The sequence below is a fragment of the Frankia sp. CcMO1 genome (genome assembly GCF_977945845.1).
Genome location: NZ_CDWTMG010000036.1, coordinates 5,204 through 30,933, shown reverse-complemented (window position 1 = coordinate 30,933; position 25,730 = coordinate 5,204). Strand labels below are relative to the sequence as shown.

Here is a 25,730-nt window from a genome sequence, read left to right as displayed (position 1 = left end):
CCTGAACTCCCCCAACTGCCCACCCACCGACAACCACAACTGCGCCAACCCAAAAATCTCATCCTCATCCGCAACCGGCCACGCATCACCAGTCACGACATGAAACATCTCCGCCACCCACGACGGAACCTCGATACCCAAGACCCGACCTTCCCGGGACTCCGAGCCGGTGCCGACGCTGACGACCGACCCGACGTACCACTGCCGTGCCGTTGCGGCGCCGGCCCAGCGGGACTGGTCACCGCTGAGCCGACACGATCGTCAGGCTCACCGCCACACATATCGGCGTCAAGGCGTTCATGTGACTCTGAGGTTACGCGTTGGTCTTGCGGGCAAACCCTCACCCGGCTCTGGTGCGCAGACTCCGCCACGGCACGGGAATGTCCACGTCCTCCTGACAGATGAGGTCCGCACGGTCGCGTGACGAGCGTCCCCCAGCACCGTCGAAAGAGATGAAAGGGACGCTGCGGGCAGGGTTTCCGCGGTGCCGATCGTCGACCGGCCCGTCCGGCGGTGCCGGTGGGCGTGCGGCAGAACGGAGGACGTGCGTGAGCGGCATGCCTCTGGCCCCGCCGAGCAGGGAGGCCCTGACCGCCGCCGTCGCCACGGCACAGCGCGCCGGAAGCCCTGACGTGCGGCCGATCCACCTCCTCGAAGGCCTGCTGGAGGGCGGCGACGACCACCTGCTCAAGCTGCTCGACGTCCTCACCGTCGACCTGCAGGAACTGCGCACCAACGTCACGGAGGCCGTGGGCTACTCGTTCACCGCATCGAGTGTCGCCGAGCCGTCGATGAGCCGTCAGCTCACACGGGTGCTCTCGGCGGGAGCGGAGCAGGCACGCGCCGCGGGTGAGGACCACGTCTGGCCCGAGCACCTGTTGCTCGGGGTCGCCCGCGAGGGCGGTCAGGCGATCGACCTGCTGCGCCGCTTCGGGATCAGCGTCGACGACCTGCGGCAGGCGCGCATTCAGCCCGGGACGAGCACGACGCCGTCGGCCGATGGAGGGAGTGGGGCCCAGAATCGTGCCCCGGCCGGCACCCCTGAGCCGCCGAAGAGCCCGCTGGAGCAGTTCGGCGTCGACCTGACGACGAAGGCTCGATCCGGCCTGCTGGACCCGGTGATCGGGCGGGAGGACGAGATCCGCCGCGTGATCCAGATTCTTTCCCGCCGGACGAAGAACAACCCTGTGCTCATCGGCGAGCCGGGTGTCGGGAAGACCGCGGCGGTCGAGGGCCTGGCCCAGCGAATCATCGCGGGCGATGTCCCGGAAACGCTACGCGGGAAGCGTGTCATCTCCCTCGACCTGACGGCGATGGTGGCCGGCGCCAAGTACCGGGGCGAGTTCGAGGAGCGGCTGAAGGGGGTGCTCGGCGAGCTCACGGACAAGGCCGCCGGGGTCATCGCCTTCATCGACGAACTGCACACCATCATCGGTGCGGGCAAAGGCGAAGGCGCGATGGACGCCGGCAACATGATCAAGCCGATGATGGCGCGGGGTGAGCTGCGCCTGGTCGGGGCGACGACGCTGGACGAGTACCGGCAGCACATCGAGAAGGATCCCGCGCTGGAACGTCGCTTCCAGAAGGTCCTCGTCGAGGAGCCCACCGTCGAGGACAGCATCGGGATCCTGCGCGGTTTGAAGGAACGCCTCGAACTGCACCATGGCGTGCGCATCACCGACGGCGCCCTCGTCGCGGCGGCCACACTGTCCGACCGGTACATCAGCGGCCGCTTCCTACCGGACAAGGCGATCGACCTGATCGACGAGGCGTCGTCCCGGCGCCGCATCGAACTGGACTCCCGCCCCGCCGAAATCGACTCTCTGGAGCGGCTGGTCCGCCGGCTCGAGATCGAGGAGGTGGCCCTGGGCCGGGAGAAGGACACCGCGTCCATGGAGCGACTGTCGGCCCTGCGCGCCGAGTTGTCCGGGCACCGCCGCCAGCTGGATTCGATGGCGGCGGCGTGGGAGGAGGACCGGCGAGCGCTGGAGACCGTCCGGCTGCTGACCGAGCGCCTGGACCAGTTGCGCCGCGAGGCCGAGACCTGTGAGCGGGAGGGGGCTCTGGATCGGGCGGCCGAGATCCGGTACGACGCCATCCCCCAGGTCGAGCGGGAGCTCGCGAAGTGGACCCTGTCGACCCGGGAGGGCCCCGGCGCCGCCCGCGAGGAGGTGACCGCCGACCACGTCGTCGACGCCGTCGCCGCCGCGACCGGCATCCCCGCCGGGCGGATGCAGGAGGGCGACGTGGCCAAGCTGAACCGGATCGAGGACGCCCTCGGTTCCCGGGTGATCGGGCAGCCGGAGGCGGTCCGCGCGGTCGCCTACGCGATCCGCCGGGCCCGCACGGGCATCGCCGACCCCAACCGGCCCACCGGGTCGTTCCTGTTCCTCGGGCCTACCGGCGTCGGCAAGACGGAGCTGGCGAAGGCCCTGGCGGAGTTCCTCTTCGACGACGAGCGGTCCATGATCCGCATCGACATGAGCGAGTTCGGGGAGAAGCACTCCGTGGCACGGCTGGTCGGCGCCCCGCCCGGCTACGTCGGGTACGAGCAGGGCGGGCAGCTCACCGAGGCGGTCAAGCGCAAGCCGTACAGCGTCGTCCTGCTCGACGAGGTGGAGAAGGCGCACCCGGACGTCTTCGACATCCTCCTCCAGGTGCTCGACGACGGCCGGCTGACCGACGGCCAGGCCCGGCTGATCGACTTCCGCAACACCATTCTCATCCTCACCTCGAACCTGGGTGCCGCGCAGCTACCCACGGAGGCGGACGACGCCACCCGCGCCCGGATCCAGCTCGACGCCGCCCGCCGGCACTTCAAGCCCGAACTGATGAACCGGCTCGACAACGTCCTCATCTTCACTCCGCTGTCCCTGGAAGGGCTGCGCAAGATCGTGGACATCCAGGTGGCCGGCATGGCGAAGCGGATGGCGCAGCGGCAGATCGGGATGAAGGTGAGCGACGCGGCTGCACTGTGGTTGGCGCAGAACGGCTTCGACCCCGCGTACGGCGCCCGCCCGCTGCGCCGCCTGGTGCAGACCGTGATCGGCGATCAGCTGGCGGACGCGATGTTGCAGGGGCAGGTCTCCGGCGGCGACACAGTCCTGGTGGATCTGGGTGAACCACGGGACGACGGGACCCCGATCGTCCTCTGCCTGGTCGACTAGACGGGTCTGATTCATTGTCCCGCAACGCCGACAGCGGAAGGCCGACAGCGGAAAGGACGGCAGCGCCATGACGGAACGCCCGGAGGCGGCCCGCGAGGACCTGACTGCCGCCGGTCCGCGACCCCGATCCGCGGCTGGTTCCCGCCGGCGGGCTCCCTGGGGCGTGGCCCTGCTCGGTGCGGCAGGGCTGTGCGTCGCCGTGTTCGGAGCGGGTTCGTTCTCTGGGCCGGGGATCGCGGGTGGATCCAGAGCCACCGGTGTCACCGGGGCGGCCCCCGGACCCACCCCCGAGGTCGCTCCCGGTGCGCCCACAACCTCCCGTCCGTCGCCCGCACCCCGGACGCCGACCGCTCCCGAACCGTCCACCCCGGAGCCGAACGAGCCCGAGCCGACCGCGTCCGAGCCCGACCGGAAAGTCGCCTGCACGTACCACTACCGCCTCGACGAGGTCTGGGACGGCGGCTTCATCGCCGAGGTCACCGTGACCAACACCACGCGCCACGCGGTGACGGGCCGGGAGGGCCACCTGCCGGTCCACGACCTCGCCACGATCAGCGGCATCTCGGGAGCGAAGTTCCGGCACGACGGCGACCGGGTGGTGGTGACCCCCGACGGCGCCGACACCTGGACGATCCCCGCGCAGGGCTCGATCCACTTCCGGTTCCGGGCGACCACCCGCGTTCCGGAGACGCGACTGCACGGCTTCCACCTGAACGGCACGCGCTGCGCACCGGCCAAGTAGCGCTTGCTGCGTAGTGCCGAGCCAGGGCAGTGCGGCGAACGCCTGTCCAGACCCGGCATGTCTACGATCCGCCATCCGTGACGCGCCGCGTCCGCGGCCCGCCGAACTAGTCTCCTGCTCGCCGAATCAGGCTCCTGATCGTGCCCCCTCCCTCGTTCACCGTGGGAAACCAACTGGAGGGACCATGAGTCTTTCGCGCAAGCAAGCCTTGAAGCTTCTCGGGTCGGGAGCCGTCACAGCCGCCGCGGGCGGGGCCGCCTGGCCGGGCGGTAGCCGTACGGCTACCGCGGTCATCAGTCGAGACGTCGCGATCATCGGCGGCGGCGCCACCGGCACCTACGCCGCGATTCGGCTGCGGGAGCTGGGCAGGAGCGTGGTCGTGGTGGAGGCGGAGGACCGCCTCGGCGGGCACACGCAGACCCACATCGACCCGGGCACCGGAGCAGGCGCCGACCTGGGCGTGGTGGTCTGGCACGACCTGGACATCGTCCGGGACTACTTCGCGCGTTTTGACGTCCCACTGACGAAGGCCCAGCTGGTCGTGCCGGGTTCGGTACGGAAGTACGTCGACTACCGCACCGGGGTGGAGGTGGCCGGATACGCGCCGAGCGACCCGGTGCCCGGGCTCACCGCCTACGCGACCCAGCTCGCCCAGTACCCCTATCTGGAGCAGGGATTCGATCTGCCCAGCCCGGTGCCACCCGACCTGCTGCTGCCGTTCGGTGACTTCGTCCGCAAGCACGGCGTCGACTCGGCCGTCGATCTGATCTTCAGTTTCGGGCAGGGCCTGGGGCACCTGCTCGATATTCCCACGCTCTACGTGATGAAGAACTTCGGCCTGGACATCCTGCGCAATCTCTCGGCCGGCTTTCTCACGACCGCCCGGAGCGACAATTCCGAGCTGTACCGGAAGGCGCGTGCCGAACTCGGCGCGGACGCCCTGCTGCGCAGCCGGGTGGTCGGCACCGACAGAGACGCGACCGGCCACGTGAAGGTTCTCGTCCGGACTCCGGCCGGCCCCAGGATCGTTCACGCCAGGAAGCTTCTCGTCACGATCCCACCGACGCCGCGCAACATGACGGGCTTCGACCTGGACGCCACCGAGAGATCCCTGTTCGCCCAGTTCCGCAACACCGGTTACTACACCGGAGTGCTGCGGGGGACGGGGATCCCGGACGACATCGCCGTCGACAACAGGCGCGCTGACACGCCCCACCACCTGCCGGTTCTCCCCGGCGGCTACTCGATCTACCCGACGGGCATCCCCGGGCTGCACCATGTCAAGTACGGCAGCCCGGTCCAGATGCTCAGCGCACGGGTGCGGGCCGACATCCTGGACGCGGTCTGGCGACTGCGCACCGCGGGAACGTCGCCGACCGCACGACCCGAGTTCGCTGCGTTCGCCAGTCACAGCCCGTTCGAGCTCACGGTGTCGACGGACGCGATCACGGCCGGCTTCTACCGAGAGCTGTCCGCGCTCCAGGGCCGGAACCGCACCTACTACACCGGTGCAGCCTTCCACACCCACGACTCGTCCCTGCTCTGGCAGTTCACCGAGACCCTGTTACCTCGGATCGAAGCCTGACCGGCAGGGTTCCGCCCGCATGCCGACCAATCCGGGAATTGCGGGGTTCACAAAGAGTTCGCAAAGTAGAATTAACCAAAACGTCAGCAACCAAATACGCGATATCGTCTCCATGAAATTCAGATGAATAGAATTTGACGGCCCGGTGAGGTCGCTTTCTTTTCGCATGTCGCCCTTCCGAATTTCCTCGTTCGCCCGCTGTGCGCGCTCCCAATCCGCAATTAGCGTCGTGGCGTCGCTCGACCGAGTGACACCACGATTCCGGAGCCGCTGAATCCGGCTGCATTCGGGCCAACCGAGATACCCAGCGCCAGAATCCGTGCGCAAGATACGCACGCCCCGATTCGGCAGCTGAAGGGACGGACGACGGGGCATGGGACTGGAGGTTCCGGCGTGGGCGGCTCAGATGTTCCAGATCGCTACGGGGGATACGTGGCCGGCCGCCGACGAGGATGAGATCCAGCACCTGGCCCGGCTGTGGATCTCGGCCGGGGGGACGCTGCTGGAGTTCGCTCCGGAAGTGACCCGGGCGGCTCGGTTCGTGGCTGGCTCAGGTGCACTGGTGGGGGACGCGCAGAAAGCCTTGTCGGCCGCCGTGGCGGAGGTCACCGGGGACGGCGCCCTGACCCTGGAGAAGCTGGCGACGGGGTTCGAAGAACTGGGTGACTACCTGGACAAGGTGGCGCTGCAGATCCAGTACATGAAGATCATCGTGATCGAAGAAATGGTCATTCTCGCGGCCGAGATCGCGTACCTGATCGCAATGATTCCCTGGACGCTGGGGGCGTCCGCGGCGGGAATCGCCACGCTGCAACTTTTCGGCCGCCAGTTCGCGCTCGGGTTGATGCGGCAGTTGGCGACCACGGTGGCCGCCGGTGAGGTGCTCCAGGTCGGTCTGGATGCGATCGCGCAGTTGGCGCAGCTTGCGTCGGGCCGGCGCCGCGACTGGGACTGGGACCTGACCAGGTCCGCGGCGATCACCGGTGCGGTGGGTGGGTTGTTGGGGCCGGCATTCAATGCACTCGGCCGCTATCCCGGCAGGTTGCTGGGCGGAGCGCTGGGCGGGGCGATCGGCAGGAACGCCGGGCACGAGCTCGGCGATTGGGCCGCCCAGGTGGTCACCGGGGCCGGGCATGAATGGGTCGTCGACGGGGTGTCCGGCTTGGTGCAGGGGCAGGGCTGGCACCCGGCCACCTTCGGCCTGACCGCCGGTGCCCTCGATGAGGGGGTGACCGGTGCGACCGAACTGGGCGGTCGCCGCGGTGGCCGCCGAGCCTGGACCCGCGCCCCGGGCCTGAGCGGGCTCTCCGAGATCCGCCTCCCGGGTCCGTTGGACGTCGACGGGCCCGCCCCGCAAGCACCGGCCGGCGGGCGCACGGACGGACGCTCGATCGACGAGGTGCTCCGTGGCGAGGACCCGACCACGAACCCGCACGACGCCGTGCCGCTGGCGTTCCGCGGCCTGCAAGATCCGGCTGGCGTGCGCCTGCGCTTCGTTCCGGCGATGGCGGCGGCGGCGGTGCGACCGGCCGCGCGGGCGGCGGTTCAGGACCTGCCGCACGGACCGGTCCAGGAGGCTGTGCGACGGCGGCTGGAGGACCTGCTCGCCGCCGGGCATCCGGGCCCGGCCGGCGGCGGCGTGCAGGCCGTCACCGTCGAACGAGCGCCGGCCGCGGCGGACTGGCCGTTGCTGCTGGACTCCGGGCTGACGTTCGTGGCCGGCGGCTCGGTCGTGCAACTCGGCGGGGCGCTGACCGACCTGGTGCCGGTGACCGGTCCGGGCGCGGAGAGCCACCAGTTCCGGGCCGCCGTCCGCCTGTCGCTGGCGGTCGACGGCGTGCCTCAGACCTTCGACCCCACGCTGCCGTCCCCGGTCCAGGTCGCGCTGCCCGCCCCGCAACCGCAGACCGCGCAACCGCAGGCCGCGCAGGCCGCGGAGGGCCGGGCGCGGGACGACGTGCCGGGTTCGGCCTCGGAACTGGGGATCGACGAGGTGCTGCGCGGCGGCGAGCGGCGGACCGCACCGACGTCCGGCGCCACGTCGCGGGAACCCGGGGCGGACGCGAGCGGCTGGCCGACGGCTCCGTGGTCGGTCGCCGCGACCGCCGCCGGGGTCCTGTCGGACGTCCCCGTGGGCGCCGCGGTGCGTTCCCGGTTCTTCGCCGCCATCGCAGAGCAGCAGTCCGGCCTGTCCCCCGAGTGGGCGCGATGGGCGGCCGCCGATCCCGTCGTCCGCAGCCTGATCCTGATCGACGCCCTGGATCACCTGGGCCATCCGGGCCTGGGGGACGACGCCGCGAAGCACGGTGTGGGACAGACGTTTCCGCCCGCCACGGGCCGGTCCCGGTCCGGTGATGGGCCGCCCGCCGCGGCCGAAGCCTCGCCCGACGTCCGTGAGCTGCAGGCCGCGGCGGCCACCGACCTGCGGACGGCCCTCGCCGGTCCCCCGGCCGGTTCGTCCGGCCAGTGGGCGGTGGTGGAGTCCCTGACCCGGGCGGCGCTGTCCGTCGTCGTTCTCGGCGAGCAGTCACCGGCGCTGGCCGCGCGGATGACGGCGGCCTTGTTCGACATCGTGCCCGCCGTGCGGGAACTCGCCGGGCCGCCGGCTGATGCCGCCGGCCGGAGGGCGGAGGCTCTGCCGGACGTCCGAGCGGCTGTGCGTGCCGCAACGGCGAGCTTGCTCGAGCAATCCTCGATTCACGGCGGGCACGGCTCGGACGGCGTGACCGGAGAGGTGGCGCTCGTCCGAGCAGCGCGGCACGACGTCGAGGCGATCGCAGCCGCAGCCGGATACCTCGCACCCCCCGTGGCGACGGACGGCGCGGACGCGGCCACACCTTCCACCGCGGCGAGCACCGGAACCGTGAACCCTGCCACCGCAAGCACGGCGAGCGCGAACATTCCCGCCCGGGATACGTTCACCGGTCGGCTCGGGACGGCTGCGGCGCGCTGGTGGGGCGGGCTGTTCGACCGGCCGGTGTCCGTCGCCTGGCCGTTCGGCAACGAGATGGTCGTCGAAACTCCCGCGCGGTCGGCGGTTCCTCCGATGCCGCCGTATCCGCTGCCGGCACGGGTCGGCGACCCGGTCGTCGCGGCCGCCACGGCCGTCGAGGAGCGAACCCGGACCCTGGTCGAGCGAGCCCTCGCGGAACCGCCGAGGCTCCAGGACGTCCCGGGCCGTGGCCCGCTGGCCCGCGCGGTCACCACGGCCCTCCCGTTCCTCGGCGCAAGGGCATGGCCCCACCTGCTCACGACGCGTCCCGGCAGGGACCGCGACGGCTCGCACCAGCCGCCGGCGTCCTGGTCGACCGCACGGGAAGCGGCTCGTCAGGAGGCGCAGCGAGTCTGGCCAGGGGTGGTCCCGGCCGGCGGTCTCCCCGACGGCGGGTGGCCGGCGGCGACGTCGTCACGGCCCGGGAACGATGCTGAGGCAGGGATATCTCGCCGCACGGACCGGGCATGGCACGACGAGCAGCTCGCCGCGTTGATGCGCACGACGGCGGCCGAGCGGCTGGACAGGACGGCGCTGGCCGACCTCACCGAAGCCCGCGACGAGGTGCGCCACCTGGCCGACTCGGTGACCGCGCGGCAGGAGGCCGGGCACCTCATCCTCGACGATCTGCGCCGGCAACAGGGCGCCGCCGCGGCCGAGCTCGTCGGGGTACGCCGGCATCGGATCATCACGGAGGCCGCCTGGCAGCAGGCGGTGCTGCACGAGCGGGTCACCCGGGCGGCGCTGGAGCACGTCTCGGCGCTCGGCCCGGCCGCGCCGGCCGCCCGGACCTCCGTGGCCCTGACCACGGCGCTGCAGGAGGATCTGGTCGCCGCCGAGGCCAGTCGCCACGCCGCCGAGCGGACCTGGCGCGAGGCGAAGGAGGCCGAGCGAGGACTGCGCGAGCAGGAGGAGTCCCTGTCCGCTCAGATCGACGGCCTGCAGGACCGCGCCAGGCAGGCAGCGATCGAGCGGGCGGTGTCCCGCGCGGCGCTGGCGTCCGACACCCTGGACGCCGCGGCCCGTGCGGCCTCCGAGGCTCACCGGCAGTCGGCGCACGCGGTCGATCAGCACGAGACCCGCCTCGTCGAAGCGATCGTCCAGCATCCGCCGGGGTTCCCGGATGACGACTCCAGCGCCGGGCTGCGGTCGCGATTGGCTCAACTTCAGCTCGAGCTGCCGATAGCGGCGTCCGACGCGGCCCTGCCCGAGGCTGCGGTGCTGCGGCTCGTCGTCGACGGGCTCGCACTCGTCACCGACGACCCGGCCCGGGCCGAGGGCATCCTGGCCGCCCTCATGGAGCACTCCGCGTCCGATCTCGTCACGGCACCAGGGAGCCGCCACCCCCGCGGCCAGTCCCCCGGCCAGTCCCCCGGCCAGGCCGGCGTCATGGCCGACCTGCGCGCGCTGTGGCAAGAGCTTGCGGACGTCCGGCGAGGCGTCGACGCGCTCGCCCTGGTCGCGCAGCGCCACGGCTCACCGCTGCCCGGCAGCGCACTCGACGCCCTGGTCGTCTACTGGAACACCGACGCCGCGCTACAGGAGCTACCGGAGCTGCCGACCTCGACGACCGCCAAGCCGACCCCCGACGGGACCGGCCCGGGGTCGAGCTCCGCCGCTCGGGAGCCGCATGACGCGGCCAGCCGGACCCGTGAGTGGCTGAAGGGCGCCAAACGCGCCGCCGCGCACCGGGTGCACGGCGGCACGCTCCAGGAGATCACCGACCGGGACCTCGCGGCCTTCAACGGCGTCGGCAACGGCCTGCTCGACGTCGGCCCGGGCAGCACGTACGAGAGCCTCAACGGCTGGATCCACACCCTCCACGAGATCTGGCCGAAGCGGGCCGCCGACCGGGTCCGCGGCACTGGCACGCCCTGGTCCGAGCGCGCCCGGCTTGCGGGCACCACCCCGCTGCACCCGCGGCTGATCCGGACGGTCCACCGGCTGGCGCCTGCCTACGGGTTCACGACCGGCGGTGTGCTCGCCGACCGGCGGACCGCCCAGGGCGCCAACGGGCTCAAGCGCTACGCCCAGGACCGCGTGGCTGCCGCACTCCGCGCGGGCCGGCCACCGAGCGACGCCGAACTCGCCGCTGCTGCCGGAGCCGCCTGGGTGGCGACGCTGCCCGAGCACGGCCTGGCGCACCGGCGGCTCGCCTCCGAGGACCAGCCGCACCTGATCGCGGCGGGCACCGACCAGCTCGGGCGGGCCTGGGGGACCGTGGCCCGCCAAGGCTTCACGATCCCCGCCCACGTTCCGGCACCCGACGTGTTCGGGGCCACGTCGGCGGACCTGGCCCAGGCATCCGCTCGCGGCGAGACCACGCTGGCCGCACTCGCGCGGTGGGCGTCCGCACTCGCCCCGCCGGACGGTTCCCGGGCCGACGCCGGGTTGCGCGCGGTGAAGTCCGACCTGGAGGAGGCACTGCGATCCGGTGGAGACCCCGACCAGGCCGTGCGCGACGAGACCGGGCTGGTGGACCTCCTCGATCCGATGCTCACCGATTGGCACCTCCGCCAGGGCCTGACGCTCGTGCAGGGCCGCAGCGCCGGAATCGCCCCACCCATGCCGTGGTACCTGCACGCGCTGACGAATGCCTTTACCCTCGGCGTGCTGCCCACCGCGGACGCCGGAATCCGCAAGGACGTCTTCCTCGACGTCCAGTTCCAGTCGTCGATGGGCATCCAGATCACTGTGGGCAGGCAACGGTCGACGTCGGGGAGCGTCGGGGTGACGCTGGGCGGCTCCGTGAGCCTGCCCCGTGGGGCCGGGCTGGGACTGAGCCTGCGCCTCGGCGCCCGGTCGGGCGCAGCGGTCACCGAAGGCCTGGTGCTCCGGATCCCCCGCCACAGCCAGGACGCGGTGGCGCGCACGACAATTCGACACGTGCTCGACGAGCTCACCTCCTGGGACACCGCGACCGACGAGACCGGCCGGCCGTTCGACGACCCGCTGCAGTTCCTGCTCTCCCGGCACCCCGACCTCACCGCCGCCCCGCTGGACACCCGCCAGGGCATCCTGGCGGTCGATGCCTCGATTCGCGCGGCCGTGCCGATCGAGATCACCGGCCGCGCGTTCACCGCCGGTCCGCAGGTCAACCTCGACGCGAGGGCCGAGCGGAGCCGCGACCGCCGAACGGAGCGGACGGGTCGCCTCCGAACCGCGCACGAGCGTGCCTCCACGGCGACGCAGAGGGTCCGGTTGGGCCTCGGTCTGCGGATCCTGGCCGGCGGCGGGGTCATCTCGACCGATCCCGGCGAGCGCGGCGTCCTCGCCAACCCGGCACAGGCGCTGCCGACCGTCCTTACCCGCGAGATCTACCTGCGACAGGAACGCCGACGGTTCGCCGAGCGCAGCACCGGCCGCACCGGCGGGGCCGATCTCGACCTCGTCACCCACCACCCCGGGCCGTTGCTCGCCGAGACCGCGCGCGACGAACTGGGCTGGGTCCGGCGCGGCATGGGGGCCATGGAGGGCATCCCCGCGGAGCTCATGCCGACCTTCGGCCGGGACCTCGCCCGGGCACGCATGCTGCGGTTCCGGCACGAGGTGGAGCACCTCGGCCGAACGACGACGTACCCCACGTACGTCCTCCGGCGCGCCAGGCATCCGCAGGCCCAAGCCCACGTCGACGTCGGCCAGTCGCTTGCCGCGATCGCCGACAGGCGAGGCGACCGGGCCGGTTCCCACAGGTGGCGCGCCAACGTCGACGCGATGCAACGCGACGAGTCCACCTGGCGACCACGCACCATGATCGCCCGGGAACGTGGCGGCCGGACCCGAACCCGCGGGCTGTCCTTCCTCGTGCGCGCCCAGACCCACGAGCAGGTCGAGCTGCTCCGCTCCGCCACGGAATTCCCGCCGCCATGACCTGACTCGGTTCTGACCGTGCCACACCACCGATGGTGGTGTGGCACGGCGAACTGCTGGCGGGCTGCCGCGACGGCTGATCAGGGACCAGGCGCCGCGACCAGCGCGGTGGTTTCGAAGGGCAGGTCGGCGAACCGTTCGATGTCCAGGCCGGCCCTGTTCAGGAGCGTCCTTAGGTGGTCGAGGGACCGATGCCGGCCACCGGTGGTCATCAGCAGGTGCAGGTCCCACAGGGCGGGCAGCATGGCGGACGCCTCGTCGACCACGAGACGATCGAGCAGCAGCAGCCGCGACGCCGCGCCGGCCATCCCGCGACGAATGCTCTCGAACAGGTGGACTACGTCCTCGTCGGAGTGGGCGGCCAGCACCCGGCAGAGCAGGTAGACGTCTCCACCCTGCGGGACGCCGCCGAACATGTCGGCGCCGATCAACTCGACCCGGTCCAGTCCGACCGTGGCGGCCAGATTCTCGCGGGCCGCCTGCATCACGTGTGGACCGTCGAGCAGCACACCGCGAGCGTCCGGAGCGGCCTTCAGGATCGAGGCCAGCAGGGTCCCGTTTCCGCCGCCGACGTCCACCACCGTCTTGCCACCGGAGAAGTCGACGACGGCCGGAACGTCGTCGAAGAAGAGATTGCCGGCCTTCATGGCCTCCTGGAACCTGGCGGAAACGTCCTCGTGCGCGGCGAGGTAGGCGTAGAGCGGCTGACCGTAGGCCAGTTCGAAACCGGCACTCACCGTACTGATGGCCTCCGCCGCGTGACCCCAAGCGGCGTAGAACTCCTCGCCGTAGAGCAGGCACATGGCGCGCATGGAGCCGGGCCGATCGAGCAGCGCGGTGCCGACAGCGGTGTTTCGGTACCCCGACACGCCGTCGCCCTCGAACACGCCGGTTGCCACCAGGAGGCGCATCAGGCGGTGGATGCCGTCCTCCTTCGCGCCGGTCGACGCGGCCAACTCCATATCGGTGGCCCGGCCGGCTTCGATGTGGTCGGGCAGCCGAAACTTGCACGCGGCGTACACGGCCTGCGACCGCCACCCGCCACTGACCAGATCGATCACCTGGCCCGCCGCTCCCGGGTCACGCCTCACCGCAGAAACTCCTCGTCGTCTGTCTGGGAATATCGCCGGACGGTGTAGGTGGCGCCTCCACACGGTCTGGTCCGGCGCCGGTCGGGACATCGCCCTGAATCGTCGCAAGCCACGGAAGACGGTTCACAACCGGATCGTCACGTGGGGATTCCGCCCCGATTGATCACTGGAACCTCGATGCCCAGCGCCCGGAGCTGATTGAACGGATTCATGAACTCGCGCTGCATGACGATCTTTCCGTCGTGCAGCAGGAATGAGTGAATGAAATGGTTCTTGTAGTGCCCCGGCGGGTAACCGGGATAGTGGACCCGACCCTCACCGTCGCACTCGACCCAGAAGCGGTTGGGGTCCTGTGTTTCGGCAATCTCGATGTTGTACCAAGCCCAATCCGGAAACATCTTCAACGACCACTCGCCATGCGCCTTCAGCTTCTCATGCCCACGCGAGACGAGCGGATCCGGGGTGTCGGCCGTGTACAGGCCGGAGCTACCGTTCTCGGTGAAGAGGAGGTAGCGAGTCAGGCGGTTCTCCCCTCTTCTGCTCAGGTAGTCTTCGACGACGGCTCGATTGCGGCGCCGTAGCCCCACACCGTTGTTGAAGGCCGAGTCACCGGCGGTGGCGTCGGTCATGGTCAAAACCTCGCAGTGTGCTGGAACGGATCACATGTTTGGCGCGGGCGCCTGGCGGCACGGGACTGCCACGGTCAGTCTTAGCACCGGCGTGGAGATCGTCAATTGTCTCCGGTTGTCCAATCATGGAACTTCGGAGGAGTGTCCAACTATGGAAATCGGGCTCATCCGACCACGCGTCCGGGCCGCGTCGGCATGCTGGCACGGAGCCGTGGCATTGGGCTGATAGCGTGCGGGGCGTGCGTGAATATGTGGTCGCTGATGTCTTTACCGAAACGCCCCTGGAGGGTAACCCCGTTGCCGTCTTCCTCAACGCTTCCGGCATCCCCGCCCCGCGTATGCAGAGCATTGCGCGCGAGATGAGTCTCTCGGAAACGACGTTCGTACTCCCGGCCGAAAATGGAGGTGACGCGCGCGTTCGCATCTTCACTCCGGTGAACGAACTGCCGTTCGCGGGCCATCCGACCCTCGGTACCGCCATTGTCCTCGGTGAGTCGACACGGCAGGACCGGCTCCTGCTGGAAACGAGCATGGGCATCATTCCGTTCGAGTTCCACCGCGCGGACGGCCGGATCCGCTCCGCCGGCATGCGGCAGCCGATCCCCACCTGGGAGCCGTACGACCAGGCTGCCGACCTGCTTGCCGCGCTGGGCCTGGAGTCTTCCGCCCTGCCGGTCGAGGTCTACCGCAACGGACCGCGTCACGTTTACGTCGGTCTGGACAGCGTGCAGGCACTGTCGCTGGTCGAGCCCGACCTCCGTGCGCTGGCGAGACACCTGGACGTGGCCACCAACTGCTTCGCCGGTTCGGGGACCCACTGGAGGATGCGCATGTTCTCACCGGCGTACGGCGTGGCCGAGGACGCCGCGACCGGCTCGGCGGCCGGGCCGCTCGCCGTGCACCTCGCGCGCCACGGCCGGATCCCGTTCGGCCGGCAGATCGAGATCCTCCAGGGCGTCGAGCTGGGCCGCCCTTCGAGGATGCTCGCCACGGTGGACGGTGAAGATCAGCGGATCGACCAGGTCGAGGTCGGCGGCTGCGCCGTGATCGTCGCGCGTGGCGCCCTCTACGCCTGAGTGAGGATGCGCGTGTGCCCCGCACCGGCCCGTCCTGACCCAACGCCTGACTGACTTCAGGTCTTCAACGGGATCCGTCGGTCGGTTCGATGCGGGGCACGTGCACGCACGAAACGCTCCGTCACACCCACCGCCGTGACCTGCCCTGTCGCCGCTGCGGAGCCGGCCGGCGGCCGGGAAGTGGTCGGCGGGGTGGACACCCACAAGTACACCCACACCGCGGCGGTGATCGATGTCGGGGGTCGGCAGGCAGGGCGTGGCGATGGTCGAGGTCGACCGACCCGACCGCAGGGGCCGGCCGCTGGCAGGGCAAGTCCGATCCGGTCGACGCCGAGGCCGCCGCCCGGGCCGCGCTGGCCGCCCGCGCCACCGGCACCCCCCAAGGACCGCGACGGCGCGGTCGAAGCCCTCCGGGTGCTGCGGGTGGCCCGCCGCTCGGCCGTGTACCAGCGCGCCGACGTCCAACGTCAGGTCAAGGCCCTGATCGTCACCCGCACCCGACGCCCTGCGCGATCGGCCGCGCGGCCTGCGCGACAAGCAACCCCGCCCCCTCACACACCGTCCGCACAGCCGCGGGAGGGGTTCGCGGAAGGGCTATGGCTGGGCTATGGCTGGAGCCGGATGGCGGCCCAGCCGGTGCCGTCGCGGTCGTAGCGCAGGCGCCGGTAGAGCCGGTCCGGACTGCTCTGCCAGAACTCGATCACGGACGGCACGAGCTGATAGGCGACCCAGGTGGCCGGACGAGGCAGGGCTTGCCCGGTTGCGGCGAGTCGCTGGGCCTCGGCGAGGAGGGCCTGCTCGTCCTCGAGGGGTTCGCTCTGCCGGGTGGCCACGGACATCGGATCCGCGTCGGCGGGCCGAGCGGCCCACAGCGCCTCGGCATCGGCGGCCGGGAGCTGCTCCACTCGACCGGTGAACGCTGCCTGCTGGTTGGTCTCGCGCCAGTAGAACACGCCGGAGGCCCACCCGGTCGCGGCGATCTCGCGCCCCTTCTGGCTACCGGAATGGCTGGTGAAGACCAGGCCCCGATCGGCGATCATGCTGATCTGGACAATACGGCTCGACGGACGCCCGTCGGCGGCGACGGTGGCCAGCGCCGCGGCGGCGGGTTCGCGAACGCCGCTGGCGTGGGCACCGTCGAGCCAATCACGGAGAAGCCGGATCGGATCTGCCGGCGGGTCGGAGAACTCCGGCCCGATAGCCGTGTACGTCGTGTTCAGACCCATCCTCAGTCCCTTTCGTCGCCCGGCTGGTTCGGTTCGTCGCCCGGCTGGTTCGGTTGGTTCGGTTGGTTCGGCCGAGGCGTGAATTGGTCGGTGAAGGCCAGTCCGAGCCCACGCAGACTCGGCTCGGCGTAGCTGCCCTCGACGGTGGCCTCGACGTCGAACCGCAGCCGTTCCGTCGGCGGGTAGCCGATCAGTTCGGCGGCGTGCGGCGGCAACAGTTGATCGCCGATGTCGGCCTCCCACAGCAGGATCGCGCCCCACCGGTTGCGCGGTCGGTCGGCGATCCAGACCTTCAGGCGCAGTCCCGGCACAGCTGCCCACGCTCGCACACCGTCGTTCCGCAGGTACTCTCTCAGCGAGTCGATGGTGTGGTCGGAATCGGTCAGGTCCCACCAGGCGACGGTGACCTTCATGGCCCCAGTACCTTTCTGATCTGGCCGGCGAGAATGCGTGGGCCGTCTCGGGTGAGCACCGACTCGGCGTGGAACTGCAGGGAGGCGAAGAACGGTCCGGACATCGCGTGCACGTCGCCGGTCGCGGCGTCGCGGCTGATCTCTACCACGCCGACACCCGGGAGTTCGATCTTGTCCACGTCGCTGATGGCGGCGAAGGTGTTGTAGAAGCCCACGCGTTCGCGGGTGCCGAACAGGTCGATCTCGAGCTGCGTGCCCTGATGGGGTATCGCATGGCGGCGGAGGTTCAGGCCGAGGAGCCGGCTGAGCACCTGGTGGCTGAGGCAGACTGCGAGAAACGGACGCCGCTCCTCCAGCAGGGCGGCGATCGCCGACTGCAAGCGGGCGATCTTGGGATGGCCGGTGTCCCCGGGATCGCCGGGGCCGGGCCCCATGACGACGAGGTCGTGGCCTTCCCAGGTGTAGTCGTCGTCGAACCGGCACAAGGCCACCTCCAGGCCCAGCGACCGCAATTGATGATCGATCATCGAGGTGAAGGTGTCCTCGGCGTCCACGATCAGCGCACGGCGACCGGCCAGCGCCGGTTCCTCCGGCGATCGGTCGCCGGCCAGCCAGAAACCGGCGAGCTCGGCATTGCGCCGGCTCAACGCCGCCCGCACCGCGGGGTGCTCGCTCAAGCGCACCGACCCGTCAGCCTTCAGGGCGGTCACCAGACCGGCCACCTTGGCCCGGGTCTCGGCGACCTCGGCAAAGGGGTCCGAATGCCTCACCAGAGTGGCGCCCACCCCGATCTCCACGTGACCGGTGCGATCGATGTCGGCCGTACGGATCATGATGGCGGAGTCAAGGGACCGGTCACCGCGGCCGTCCCGCCCGATGAGGGCGATGACGCCGCTGTAGTAGCCGCGGCCCCGGGGCTCGTGCCGGCCGATCGACCGGCACGCGCTCTCCAGCGGGCTGCCGGTCACGGTCGGCGCGAACATCGTTTCCCACAGGATCTCCTTCGGGCCGCGGTTGGACCGCCCCTCGATGAAGTACTCGGTGTGCGCGAGCCGAGCCATCTCCCTGAGATAGGGGCCCACCACCCGGACCCCGGGCTCGCAGATCCGGGTCATCATCTTCAGCTCTTCATCCACGACCATCCACAACTCGTCGGTTTCCTTGTGGTCGGCGAGGAAGTCCAGCACGCCGGACAGCGTCGGCCCACTCGGCGGGTACCGGTACGTGCCGCTGATCGGGTTCATCACGGCGACACCCTCACTCACGCTGATGTGCCGCTCCGGCGTCGCGCCCACGAACGTGCGACCGCCGGTGTGGGCGATGAACGTCCAGTACGCGCCCGACTCCTGCTCGCAAAGCCGGCGAAAGAAGGCCAGCGCCCTGGCCACGCTGTAGTCGGTGATATCGGCGAGGAAGGACCTTCTGATGACGAAGTTCGCCCCCTCTCCCGTCCCGATCTCGTCCGCGAGGACCCTGCGGACGATCTCCGCGTACGCCGCGTCGTCGGGGTCGAAATGCTCGCCCGCCAGTTGAATCGGCACGTCGGGGATTCGTGCGAGCACGTCCGCCGCTGGAAGCACGGCCTGCGCCGTCACTCGCATCGCGATCAGTGGTTCCCCGTCGTCGACACACGGGAATCCCCGCTCGACGATCTGCCGGTAAGGAACGATCACCAGTAGCTCGTGGCCCCGCCCGGTGACGTCCTCGGGTTCCGGGATCCCGGCCAACGTGTCCGGCGTCGATATCTCACCGACGAGCACGTCCATCCGCTCCCCGCCGATCCTCTGCGGCCGGTGCAGCACCGCGAAGGGAGGCGGCCTCGGCGCGAGTATTTGACCCAGCAGATCCGCTGGGTCGGTCACTGCAGAACCTCCCTGGCGGTGATCACCACGGCACAGCGCGCTGCCGCGTACTTCATGGCCAATCGGTGGTCCGTCTCGGAGAAGTCGGCGATTGCATCGGCCACTACGAACGGCTGAATATCGTTGGTGAAGGCGTCGACAGCGCTCATCAACACCCCGACGTGCGCGTATATCCCGCAAACAATGAGTTGATCGCGGCGGGCCTCCCGGATCCGGTCGAGCAGATCCGAACGGAAGAACGCGCTGTACCGCCACTTGGTGAATACCCAGTCGGCCGGGCGGGGTGCCAGGGGTTCCACGATCTGACGATCTGCCGGGTCCGCCCGCATTCCCGGTCCCCAAAAATCTCTCAACAGACCGCGCTGTTCCTCCGTCATGCTCCCCGGCTGCGCCGTGTACGCAACCGGAACACCCAAATCCCGGCACCGATCCAGCAGTGACGCCACGTTTGCCACGAGCCGATTCCGGATTTCGACCGGAAACGGTCGGAGAAAATAGCGCTGCATATCGTGGACCAACAAGACAGCGCGGCCGGGATCAGCGACCCAGCGAGCGGCGTTGGTCGGCAGATCGGCCGGTGTCGGCAACGGATACGACACGATCGACGGGAGACCCGCCACACCCATCTCCCTCCTTGAGGAGAGTCCGCAGGCGGCGGACTGGATTTTCCTCATCGCCCCACTTCGACGCCCTGCTCCGGACGGAGCCGGGAGTCACCTGAAGTGGCAGGTTCGTCCGCGCGCACCGCCGGGGTCGGTAGAAGATCTCGGAGTCCGCGGATGGTCATTGGTGGCTCCCACAGTTGGCTGAACAAATCGTGGCAAGTAAAGCAATTCCACCGAGTCCTGAGCGGTTCGAGGCTGTGGCGTGAGGGAGACTGTCCGGTCTTCGACGGGCCCGCGACGCGGATTCATAAGGATCACCGCCACGGCCGTGAGGGGTCCGCCGCCGGAGGCCCTCGATGCTGCCGTCATTCGTGCTGTATGAGGCCGAGGCGGGTCAGCCTCCATTGGCGAAGAGGTTGAGCCAGTAGGCGTTGAACAGGGGATCCGCTCGCCTGGCGGGCATCCCGGCGGCGATCTCCGCCGGCAGCAGGTCCAGCACTGCCGCCGGCCCGTCGGGGATCGTGCACGACTCGAGGAGCCGCAGCGAGGACTCCCAGGACTCGAGGGAGCGGGCGTCGTCGACGAACCACGCCCACCGGGCCTCCATCCGGCTCAGCATCTCGTGCTCGTCCTGGCGCTCGCGCTCCGCCATCCAGGAACTCCAGGTGTCGAAGGCGATCCGGGAATCGTTGAGGCGCGCCATGTGACCGACGGCGCTCCGGACCTCCGCCTCCGTCAGGTAGCACAGGACCCCCTCGATGACGACGAACCACGGTCCTCCCGTCCCCACGACCGCGTCGACCCATGCCCCGTCGACGACGGACCCGTCGAGCATGGTGCGCCGGTTCCCGTCGGCGAAGAACTGCCGCCGCAGGCCCATCGTGGCCGGGAGGTCCACCTCGAACCACTGCGCACGACCGTTGTCCAGCCGCTCGAAGCGCGTGTTGAGTCCCACCCCGATCTCCACGATCGTGCCGTCCGGATTCTCGGCCAGCCACTGGGACATCCAGTGGTCGAAGATCCGGGTCCGCAGGGTAGGCACGAACAGGGTGGACATGTCGTCGAACCTGGCCCAGTCGTAGTCGATGGCTTCCACCATGGCGACGGCCTGCGGATCCTCGATGAGGGCACTCCCCTGCCGGGTGAACAGGGCGCGCCCGTACAGCGGGACGAGGAGGGTCTCCTGGACTGGGTTGAGACCGAGCGCGAGACGATCCATGTGTACCTCATTCACGAGACAACCAGGGGCGACGAGTTGTATAGCACCCTCATTCGGACGGGCGCCGCCGTTCACACGCCGTGCGCCGGTCCGCAATCGACGGTGTCTGCAAGTGGACACGCGCATCCGTTGCCTCGCATGGCGTTGATCTCTCACCCTGTGAGCCGCAGCCTTCCAGGCTGTTGGCAGACAGCTCTCTCGTCCGGCGACGTCCCCGGCGCGTGGCGTCACTGGACGCGCCAGCGCGAGCCAGCCCGCCCTGACGTGTGACCCGCCCTGACATGTGAAAGGACCTCATGGACGAGTTCCGGATCCCCCCTGCCCTCGTGGCGAGGGTGTCCGCGGCCCTCCGCGAAGGCGTAGCCGAGAAGGAGTCGATCCTGGGGAGTCTCAGACTTCCCGACGGCGAACTCGATCCGATGCTGTGCGCGGATCTTCTCGCGAGGGGAACCTCTGGGGCGGAGCGCGCGGTGGCGGCACTGCTGCGAGCGCCTGCCGCGGAATCAGGGACCCCGGACAGCACCGGTCCAGTGCATGGCGCAGGTTTCGCGGACTCGGGCCAGGTCGCTCACGCGGTTGTTTCCGACGTTCTCAAGGCAGGCTTGGTGCTGACCGGGGCCGAGGCGGTCGCTGTCACCCTCGCGGCCTCCGGCACTCGGCAGGTGTTCGCGTACGCCGGCACGTCGGAGTTGTGCCTGTGCGACGCGGTCGAGCGCGCGGCCGGGATCGAGCTGGTCAACGGACGTGGTGACAAGGAAAGTGCGTTCATGGCTGCCGGCGCGTCACTGCTGCATCCGCTGAAAGGCGCGGCGATCCTGCACGGTGCCCGTGGGCTGACGAACGCGGCCGGCACGCTTGCCGATGCCCGGCGCAACGAGATCGGAACGCTGTTCGTGGTGGGGCTTCCTTCCACCGACTCGGCCCAGTTCCTGCCGCCGCATGCTGAACCAGGGCTGATCACATCGATTGGTGACTTCGCCGTCTGGTCCTGGGAAGCCCCGGCGGTGCCGGCATCGGAAGGCGAGCGGTCCGTGTCGGCGAGAGACTTCGTGACCCGACTGCACGAGGCCGTCGCACGGGGAACCAGCCAGCCGTGGGGTCCAACCGTGTTCGCCGTCCCGCAGGACGTCGCCGAAGCACGATGGTTGCCGCTGCGGGCGATTGCCGAGTCTGCTGGAGCGCGGAGACGGGCGATCGTGCCGACGCAGCCGCACCGTGACATGCGCGAGCTGTGGCTGGCCAGCCGCCGGCCGGTGTTCCTGATCGACGACTACGCTCTGCGCAGCCCCGGCCTCCGGCCGACTCTGGATCGACTCAGCCGGAAGGTGGGTGGGGCGGTCCTCCAGGTGCGCTATCGACGAGGCCCAATGCTCTTCGAGCGGCTCCAGCGCAGCGAGGTGGCCAACTTCGTCGGCTGGCTCGACCAACACAGCGCCGCGCACCGGGCCATGCTGGGAAGCGCCGACCTTCTGATCACCATTGAGGACCGGAACCTCTACCGCCGCGTGGTCGGTGATCTGCCGGCCTGCCGGAAGCTGGCGATCACCAGCGATCCGGCGAAGGCCGTCAAGAACGGATACCTGAGCCATGACGACCTCCTGATCGAGGGAGATCCGGCAGGCGTCCTCCACGAACTGTCCGAGGCACTCGGGGACGTTCCCCACGCCTGCGGCGATGACCCCGTCTGGTTCGCGTCGGTGGGCATCGAGGGTGGCGGGGACACCCATGAAACCCCGAGCGACGTCGTTGCCGACGGTCGGCGCTTGCTGGCTGAGACGATCACGTCCGTGTTGGCCGGCTGGTCCAATCCGGTGCTCGTCGATGACAGCCAGATGTTCGGCGGCCTTCTCGCAGAACACTACGACGGGTTTCCGCCCGGGCTACGGGTCTTCGGCGGACACGGGGGGTTCGTCGGCGGAGGCTTGGCCACCTCGATCGGGCTGGCGATCGCTGAGCCCGATTCTCGGGTGCTGTGCGTGCTCGGCGACCAAGCGTTCACGAACTCGTTCCAGGCTCTGGTGGCAGCGGTGCAGGAGAAGGCGTCGGTACTGATCGTCGTATGCAACAACGGGGAGTCCGTATCCCTGCGAAAGCAGGCACAGGCCAGCCTCGGCGTCGCTCGGCGGAAGTACCTGGACAACGTTCCGGGTTTGCGCTACCACGAAGTGGCTCGGGCGTTGGGAGTACCCGCCGAAGTGGTGAGCGTGCCACTCGGCGCCGACCCGCACGTGTTTTCGTCCGCCACGACGGATCTGCACGAGGCGCTCCGGCGCGCCTCGGAAGTGCCCGGGCCCGCTCTGGTCGAGATTCTTCTGCCGTCCGATCCCGACGTCTGGCGCGGTATTTGGCTCACTCAAGGATTCGAGCAGGCGTCACTGGTGAGTGTTGGATGAGCTCTCGGCGGTCTGTTGCACCCGGTCCGCTACCTGCTCAACAGACAGTCACCCGACGAGCCCACCGAGTAGCCACGCGTAGCGCCCGACGAGCGGTAACCCTGTCCTCCTTTCTCCACGCTCTCACCTTTACCTGTTGGGTACCCCGGATCCCGGAGGTGCAAAGTGCCCTGGGACTGAGCACTCAGGTCCTTGCCCAGGTCTATCTCGGCGTCGCCCTTGGGTCGATCATCGTCATCCCACTCACCGGATGGGCGGTGGATCGTCTGGGTGGCGGACCGGTCCTGCGAGCGATGCTCACGGCCTACACGGTCTCGCTGGCGCTGCCCGCCATCGCGGCCAACGCGGTGCAGCTCTTCTTGGCCCTCGCCATTTTCAGCGCCGCCAACAGCGGACTGGCCGTCGCCATGAACTCGCAGGGCGTCAGTGTTCAACGGCGCTACGAGCGGCCGGTGTTCGGCTCGATCCACGCCGCCAACAGTTTCGGCGGGCTGATTGGCGCCGGCCTCGGCGCGGCCGCGGCCGCGATTGACCTAAGCCCTCGCGTTCACCTCTGCCTCACCAGCGTCGTTCTCACAGTTGTGGGGTTCGTCGGCACGCGCGGTGTCCTGCCCGCCGCTGACGACCGCGGCGTCAATCACACCCCGAGGCTGGTCCGGCCACCGCTCTCGATGGCGCGGCTCGGCGTTCTCGGCCTGTGCTGCTTTCTGGCCGAGAGTTGCGTTACGAACTGGAGCACCGTTTACATGCGGCACAGTGTCGGGGCCTCGTCCGCCGTTGCCGGGTTCGCGTTCATCGCGTTCGCCGGTGCCATGGGTTTCAGTCGTCTGGTCGCGGATGGTCTGGACGCCCGGTTCGGTGCGGCGCAGACGACCCGCACAGGGTTGCTGGTGGGTTCCACCGGACTGGTCGCAGCCCTGCTGATGGGTTCGGACGGGGCGTTGATCGTGGGCTTCGCGGTATTCGGTGCCGGCTTGGCGGCGAGCATTCCAGCGGTCATGTTGGCGGCCGGTCGGCATCCCGGCGTCTCAACCGCGGTCGGCGTATCGTCGATCTCGACGATCGGGTACGTGGGTTTTCTGGCCGGCCCCTCCTTGTTCGGCTTCATCGCGGCGGCAATCGGGCTGGCCGGACCATTCTTCGTGGCGGGCGTTCTCGCCGTCGTGGCCGCCGGGCTGACCGGCGCATTGATCACGCCGGACCGCGTCCCTGTGGAGACTGTTGATCAGGTGCGGCATGCGGATCTGGGAGGCCGCTGAATCGGGCGTGTCGGTCATACGGGGGTGACTCACACCGCCGGCGAGGAACCCACGAAATCTCCCGGCCAACCCACCCGACGCCACCAACCTGCCACCACCCCGAGAACCTGCCCTGTTCAGCGGCCTCCCAGGAGATCAACACGACAATGAAAGAGATTTCGCTGCCGCCACGGTCCGTCGATGACCTGGTTCCGGTCCTCGGCCCGCGGCGTGTCGACCGCCTCAGAACGTCGTCGGCCGCAGCAGCCGCCGTCCTCGGCCGCCGAAAGGTGTGGCACATCAACTCGACGGCGGCCGGCGGCGGAGTGGCCGAACTCCTCACCGGCCTGCTGCCCTACCTGCGCCACCTCGGTATCGACCTCCGCTGGCTGGTGATCCACGGTGACGACAGGTTCTTCGACGTCACGAAGCGACTGTGCTTGATTCTCTACGGAAGTCGGGCCGTGGACCGGCCGACCGAAGACGACATGCGGCACTACATCGACGTGCTCACCACGCAGGCAGCCCAGATCCGGCCGCTACTCGGCGCGGACGACGTCGTGGTCCTGCACGATCCTCAGACCGTCGCGCTGGCCCCACGGATTCGCGGCGAGGGTAGGTCGGTGGTCTGGCGGTGCCACATCGGCAGCGACAGGCGAACGTCGCTTGCTGACGCCACCTGGGCCGCGCTGGAACCATGGCTGGCGGCGATGGACGCGTTCGTCTTCACCACCCGTCGGCACGTCCCGCTCGACCAGACGGGACACCGCCCGGTACACATCATTCAGCCGTCCATCGACCCGCTGTCGGCCAAGAACAGGGCAATGGACCCGGACCAGGTTCGGGCCGTGCTGGTCGATTCGGGTCTGCTCCAGGGCAGTGCATGTCAAACAGCAGGTCAAGCAGCACGTCAAACAGCCGGACCGGTTGTCGGATCGCGAGTGACCTGGATGACCGATCGGCGGCCGCTGCCCCCGGACGTGCCGGTCGTCTCACAGGTCTCGCGCTGGGATCCGTTGAAGGACATGTCCGGGGTCGCGCGCGCATTCGTGGAAGTCGCGGACGACGCGCACCTCGTCCTGGCGGGGCCCGACGTCCTGTCCGTTGCCGATGACCCGGGCGGGGCGAACGAACTGCGGCACTGTCTGGAGGTCTGGCGATCGCTCCCGGAGAAGACACGGCGCCGGGTCCACCTCGTGACCATTCCGATGACGGATGTGACCGCCAACGCCCTCACCGTCAACGCCCTGCAACGGCACGCCACCCTGGTAGCGCAGAAGAGCCTGGCCGAGGGCTTCGGCCTCACCGTGACGGAGGCGATGTGGAAGTCACGGCCAGTCGTGGCCAGCGCCGTCGGCGGCATCACCGAACAGATCCATGACCGGCAGGACGGGGTGCTGATCGACGACCCCCACGACCACGCCGGCTTCGGGCAGGCCCTCGCCGACCTCCTGCAGGCCACCCAGACCGCCGTTCGGCTCGGCCAGAGCGCCCGTCAACGCGTCGTCAGGGACTTCCTTCCGGACCGCCACCTGCTGTCGTGGATCTCGGCGCTGAGCGGATCCGGCTCGTGAGACGGCTGTCCCGCGGACCGGTCCCGTGTCCGGCTCAGAGCCTGTTTT

At 69.7% G+C, this 25,730-nt stretch carries 15 protein-coding genes; 8 read left to right on the top strand and 7 right to left on the bottom strand.

The genetic code is table 11. From position 1 onward, the window contains the following. Positions 1 to 401 precede the first annotated feature (401 nt). The 4 genes from AC08OU_RS07490 (at position 402) to AC08OU_RS07475 (ending at position 12,356) form a co-directional block, all read left to right on the top strand. A complete protein-coding gene (locus AC08OU_RS07490) occupies positions 402 to 3,167 on the top strand; it encodes an ATP-dependent Clp protease ATP-binding subunit (RefSeq protein WP_476604568.1) in 2,766 nt (921 codons plus the stop codon). A gap of 67 nt (positions 3,168 to 3,234) precedes the next feature. Next, on the top strand, positions 3,235 to 3,909 hold the full coding sequence (locus tag AC08OU_RS07485) for a cellulose binding domain-containing protein (RefSeq protein WP_476604567.1): 675 nt from the start codon (positions 3,235 to 3,237) through the stop codon (positions 3,907 to 3,909). A gap of 184 nt (positions 3,910 to 4,093) precedes the next feature. Then, positions 4,094 to 5,494, top strand: coding sequence for an FAD-dependent oxidoreductase (locus tag AC08OU_RS07480; protein WP_476604566.1), 1,401 nt, complete (start codon positions 4,094 to 4,096; stop codon positions 5,492 to 5,494). 373 nt (positions 5,495 to 5,867) lie between these two features. Further along, positions 5,868 to 12,356: a WXG100-like domain-containing protein gene (locus AC08OU_RS07475; RefSeq protein WP_476604565.1), complete on the top strand. Its 6,489-nt coding sequence runs from the start codon at positions 5,868 to 5,870 to the stop codon at positions 12,354 to 12,356. Positions 12,357 to 12,436: 80 nt separating this feature from the next. Here the strand turns inward: AC08OU_RS07475 and AC08OU_RS07470 are convergent, their stop codons facing one another. Next, positions 12,437 to 13,447: a methyltransferase gene (locus AC08OU_RS07470; protein ID WP_476604564.1), complete on the bottom strand. Its 1,011-nt coding sequence runs from the start codon at positions 13,445 to 13,447 to the stop codon at positions 12,437 to 12,439. Positions 13,448 to 13,584: 137 nt separating this feature from the next. Next, entirely contained in the window at positions 13,585 to 14,076 is a 492-nt protein-coding gene (locus AC08OU_RS07465; protein WP_476604563.1) for a PhzA/PhzB family protein, read from the bottom strand. 125 nt (positions 14,077 to 14,201) lie between these two features. On the opposite strand from AC08OU_RS07465, the gene AC08OU_RS07460 reads away from it, so the two are divergent. Continuing rightward, entirely contained in the window at positions 14,202 to 15,152 is a 951-nt protein-coding gene (locus tag AC08OU_RS07460) for a PhzF family phenazine biosynthesis isomerase (RefSeq protein WP_476604562.1), read from the top strand. Positions 15,153 to 15,757: 605 nt separating this feature from the next. On the opposite strand, the gene phzG is transcribed toward AC08OU_RS07460, so the two are convergent. From phzG to AC08OU_RS07435, 5 genes are all read right to left on the bottom strand, one after another. Then, the gene (gene phzG / locus AC08OU_RS07455) at positions 15,758 to 16,378 is read right to left on the bottom strand and encodes a phenazine biosynthesis FMN-dependent oxidase PhzG (protein ID WP_476604561.1); all 621 of its coding nucleotides are present in this window, start codon (positions 16,376 to 16,378) and stop codon (positions 15,758 to 15,760) included. A 2-nt stretch (positions 16,379 to 16,380) separates the two neighbouring features. Next, a complete protein-coding gene (locus AC08OU_RS07450) occupies positions 16,381 to 16,791 on the bottom strand; it encodes a hypothetical protein (protein WP_476604560.1) in 411 nt (136 codons plus the stop codon). After that, positions 16,788 to 18,653 (bottom strand): anthranilate synthase family protein, encoded by a 1,866-nt coding sequence (locus tag AC08OU_RS07445; protein WP_476604559.1) that lies wholly within the window; start codon positions 18,651 to 18,653, stop codon positions 16,788 to 16,790. Before AC08OU_RS07445 ends, AC08OU_RS07450 begins: the two co-directional genes overlap by 4 nt. Beyond that, a complete protein-coding gene (locus AC08OU_RS07440) occupies positions 18,650 to 19,279 on the bottom strand; it encodes an isochorismatase family protein (RefSeq protein ID WP_476604558.1) in 630 nt (209 codons plus the stop codon). Before AC08OU_RS07440 ends, AC08OU_RS07445 begins: the two co-directional genes overlap by 4 nt. A 373-nt stretch (positions 19,280 to 19,652) precedes the next feature. Beyond that, positions 19,653 to 20,477, bottom strand: a complete 825-nt coding sequence (locus AC08OU_RS07435; RefSeq protein WP_476604557.1) for a class I SAM-dependent methyltransferase — start codon at positions 20,475 to 20,477, stop codon at positions 19,653 to 19,655. Between the two features lie 296 nt (positions 20,478 to 20,773). Between AC08OU_RS07435 and AC08OU_RS07430 the strand changes: the two genes are divergently transcribed. From AC08OU_RS07430 to AC08OU_RS07420, 3 genes are all read left to right on the top strand, one after another. Further along, positions 20,774 to 22,870 (top strand): thiamine pyrophosphate-dependent enzyme, encoded by a 2,097-nt coding sequence (locus AC08OU_RS07430; RefSeq protein ID WP_476604556.1) that lies wholly within the window; start codon positions 20,774 to 20,776, stop codon positions 22,868 to 22,870. Beyond that, entirely contained in the window at positions 22,867 to 24,129 is a 1,263-nt protein-coding gene (locus tag AC08OU_RS07425; RefSeq protein ID WP_476604555.1) for an MFS transporter, read from the top strand. Before AC08OU_RS07430 ends, AC08OU_RS07425 begins: the two co-directional genes overlap by 4 nt. A 146-nt stretch (positions 24,130 to 24,275) precedes the next feature. Next, positions 24,276 to 25,682 carry a glycosyltransferase gene (locus AC08OU_RS07420; RefSeq protein ID WP_476604554.1) on the top strand — a complete coding sequence of 469 codons (1,407 nt, stop codon included), beginning with the start codon at positions 24,276 to 24,278 and terminating at the stop codon, positions 25,680 to 25,682. Positions 25,683 to 25,730: the final 48 nt, after the last annotated feature.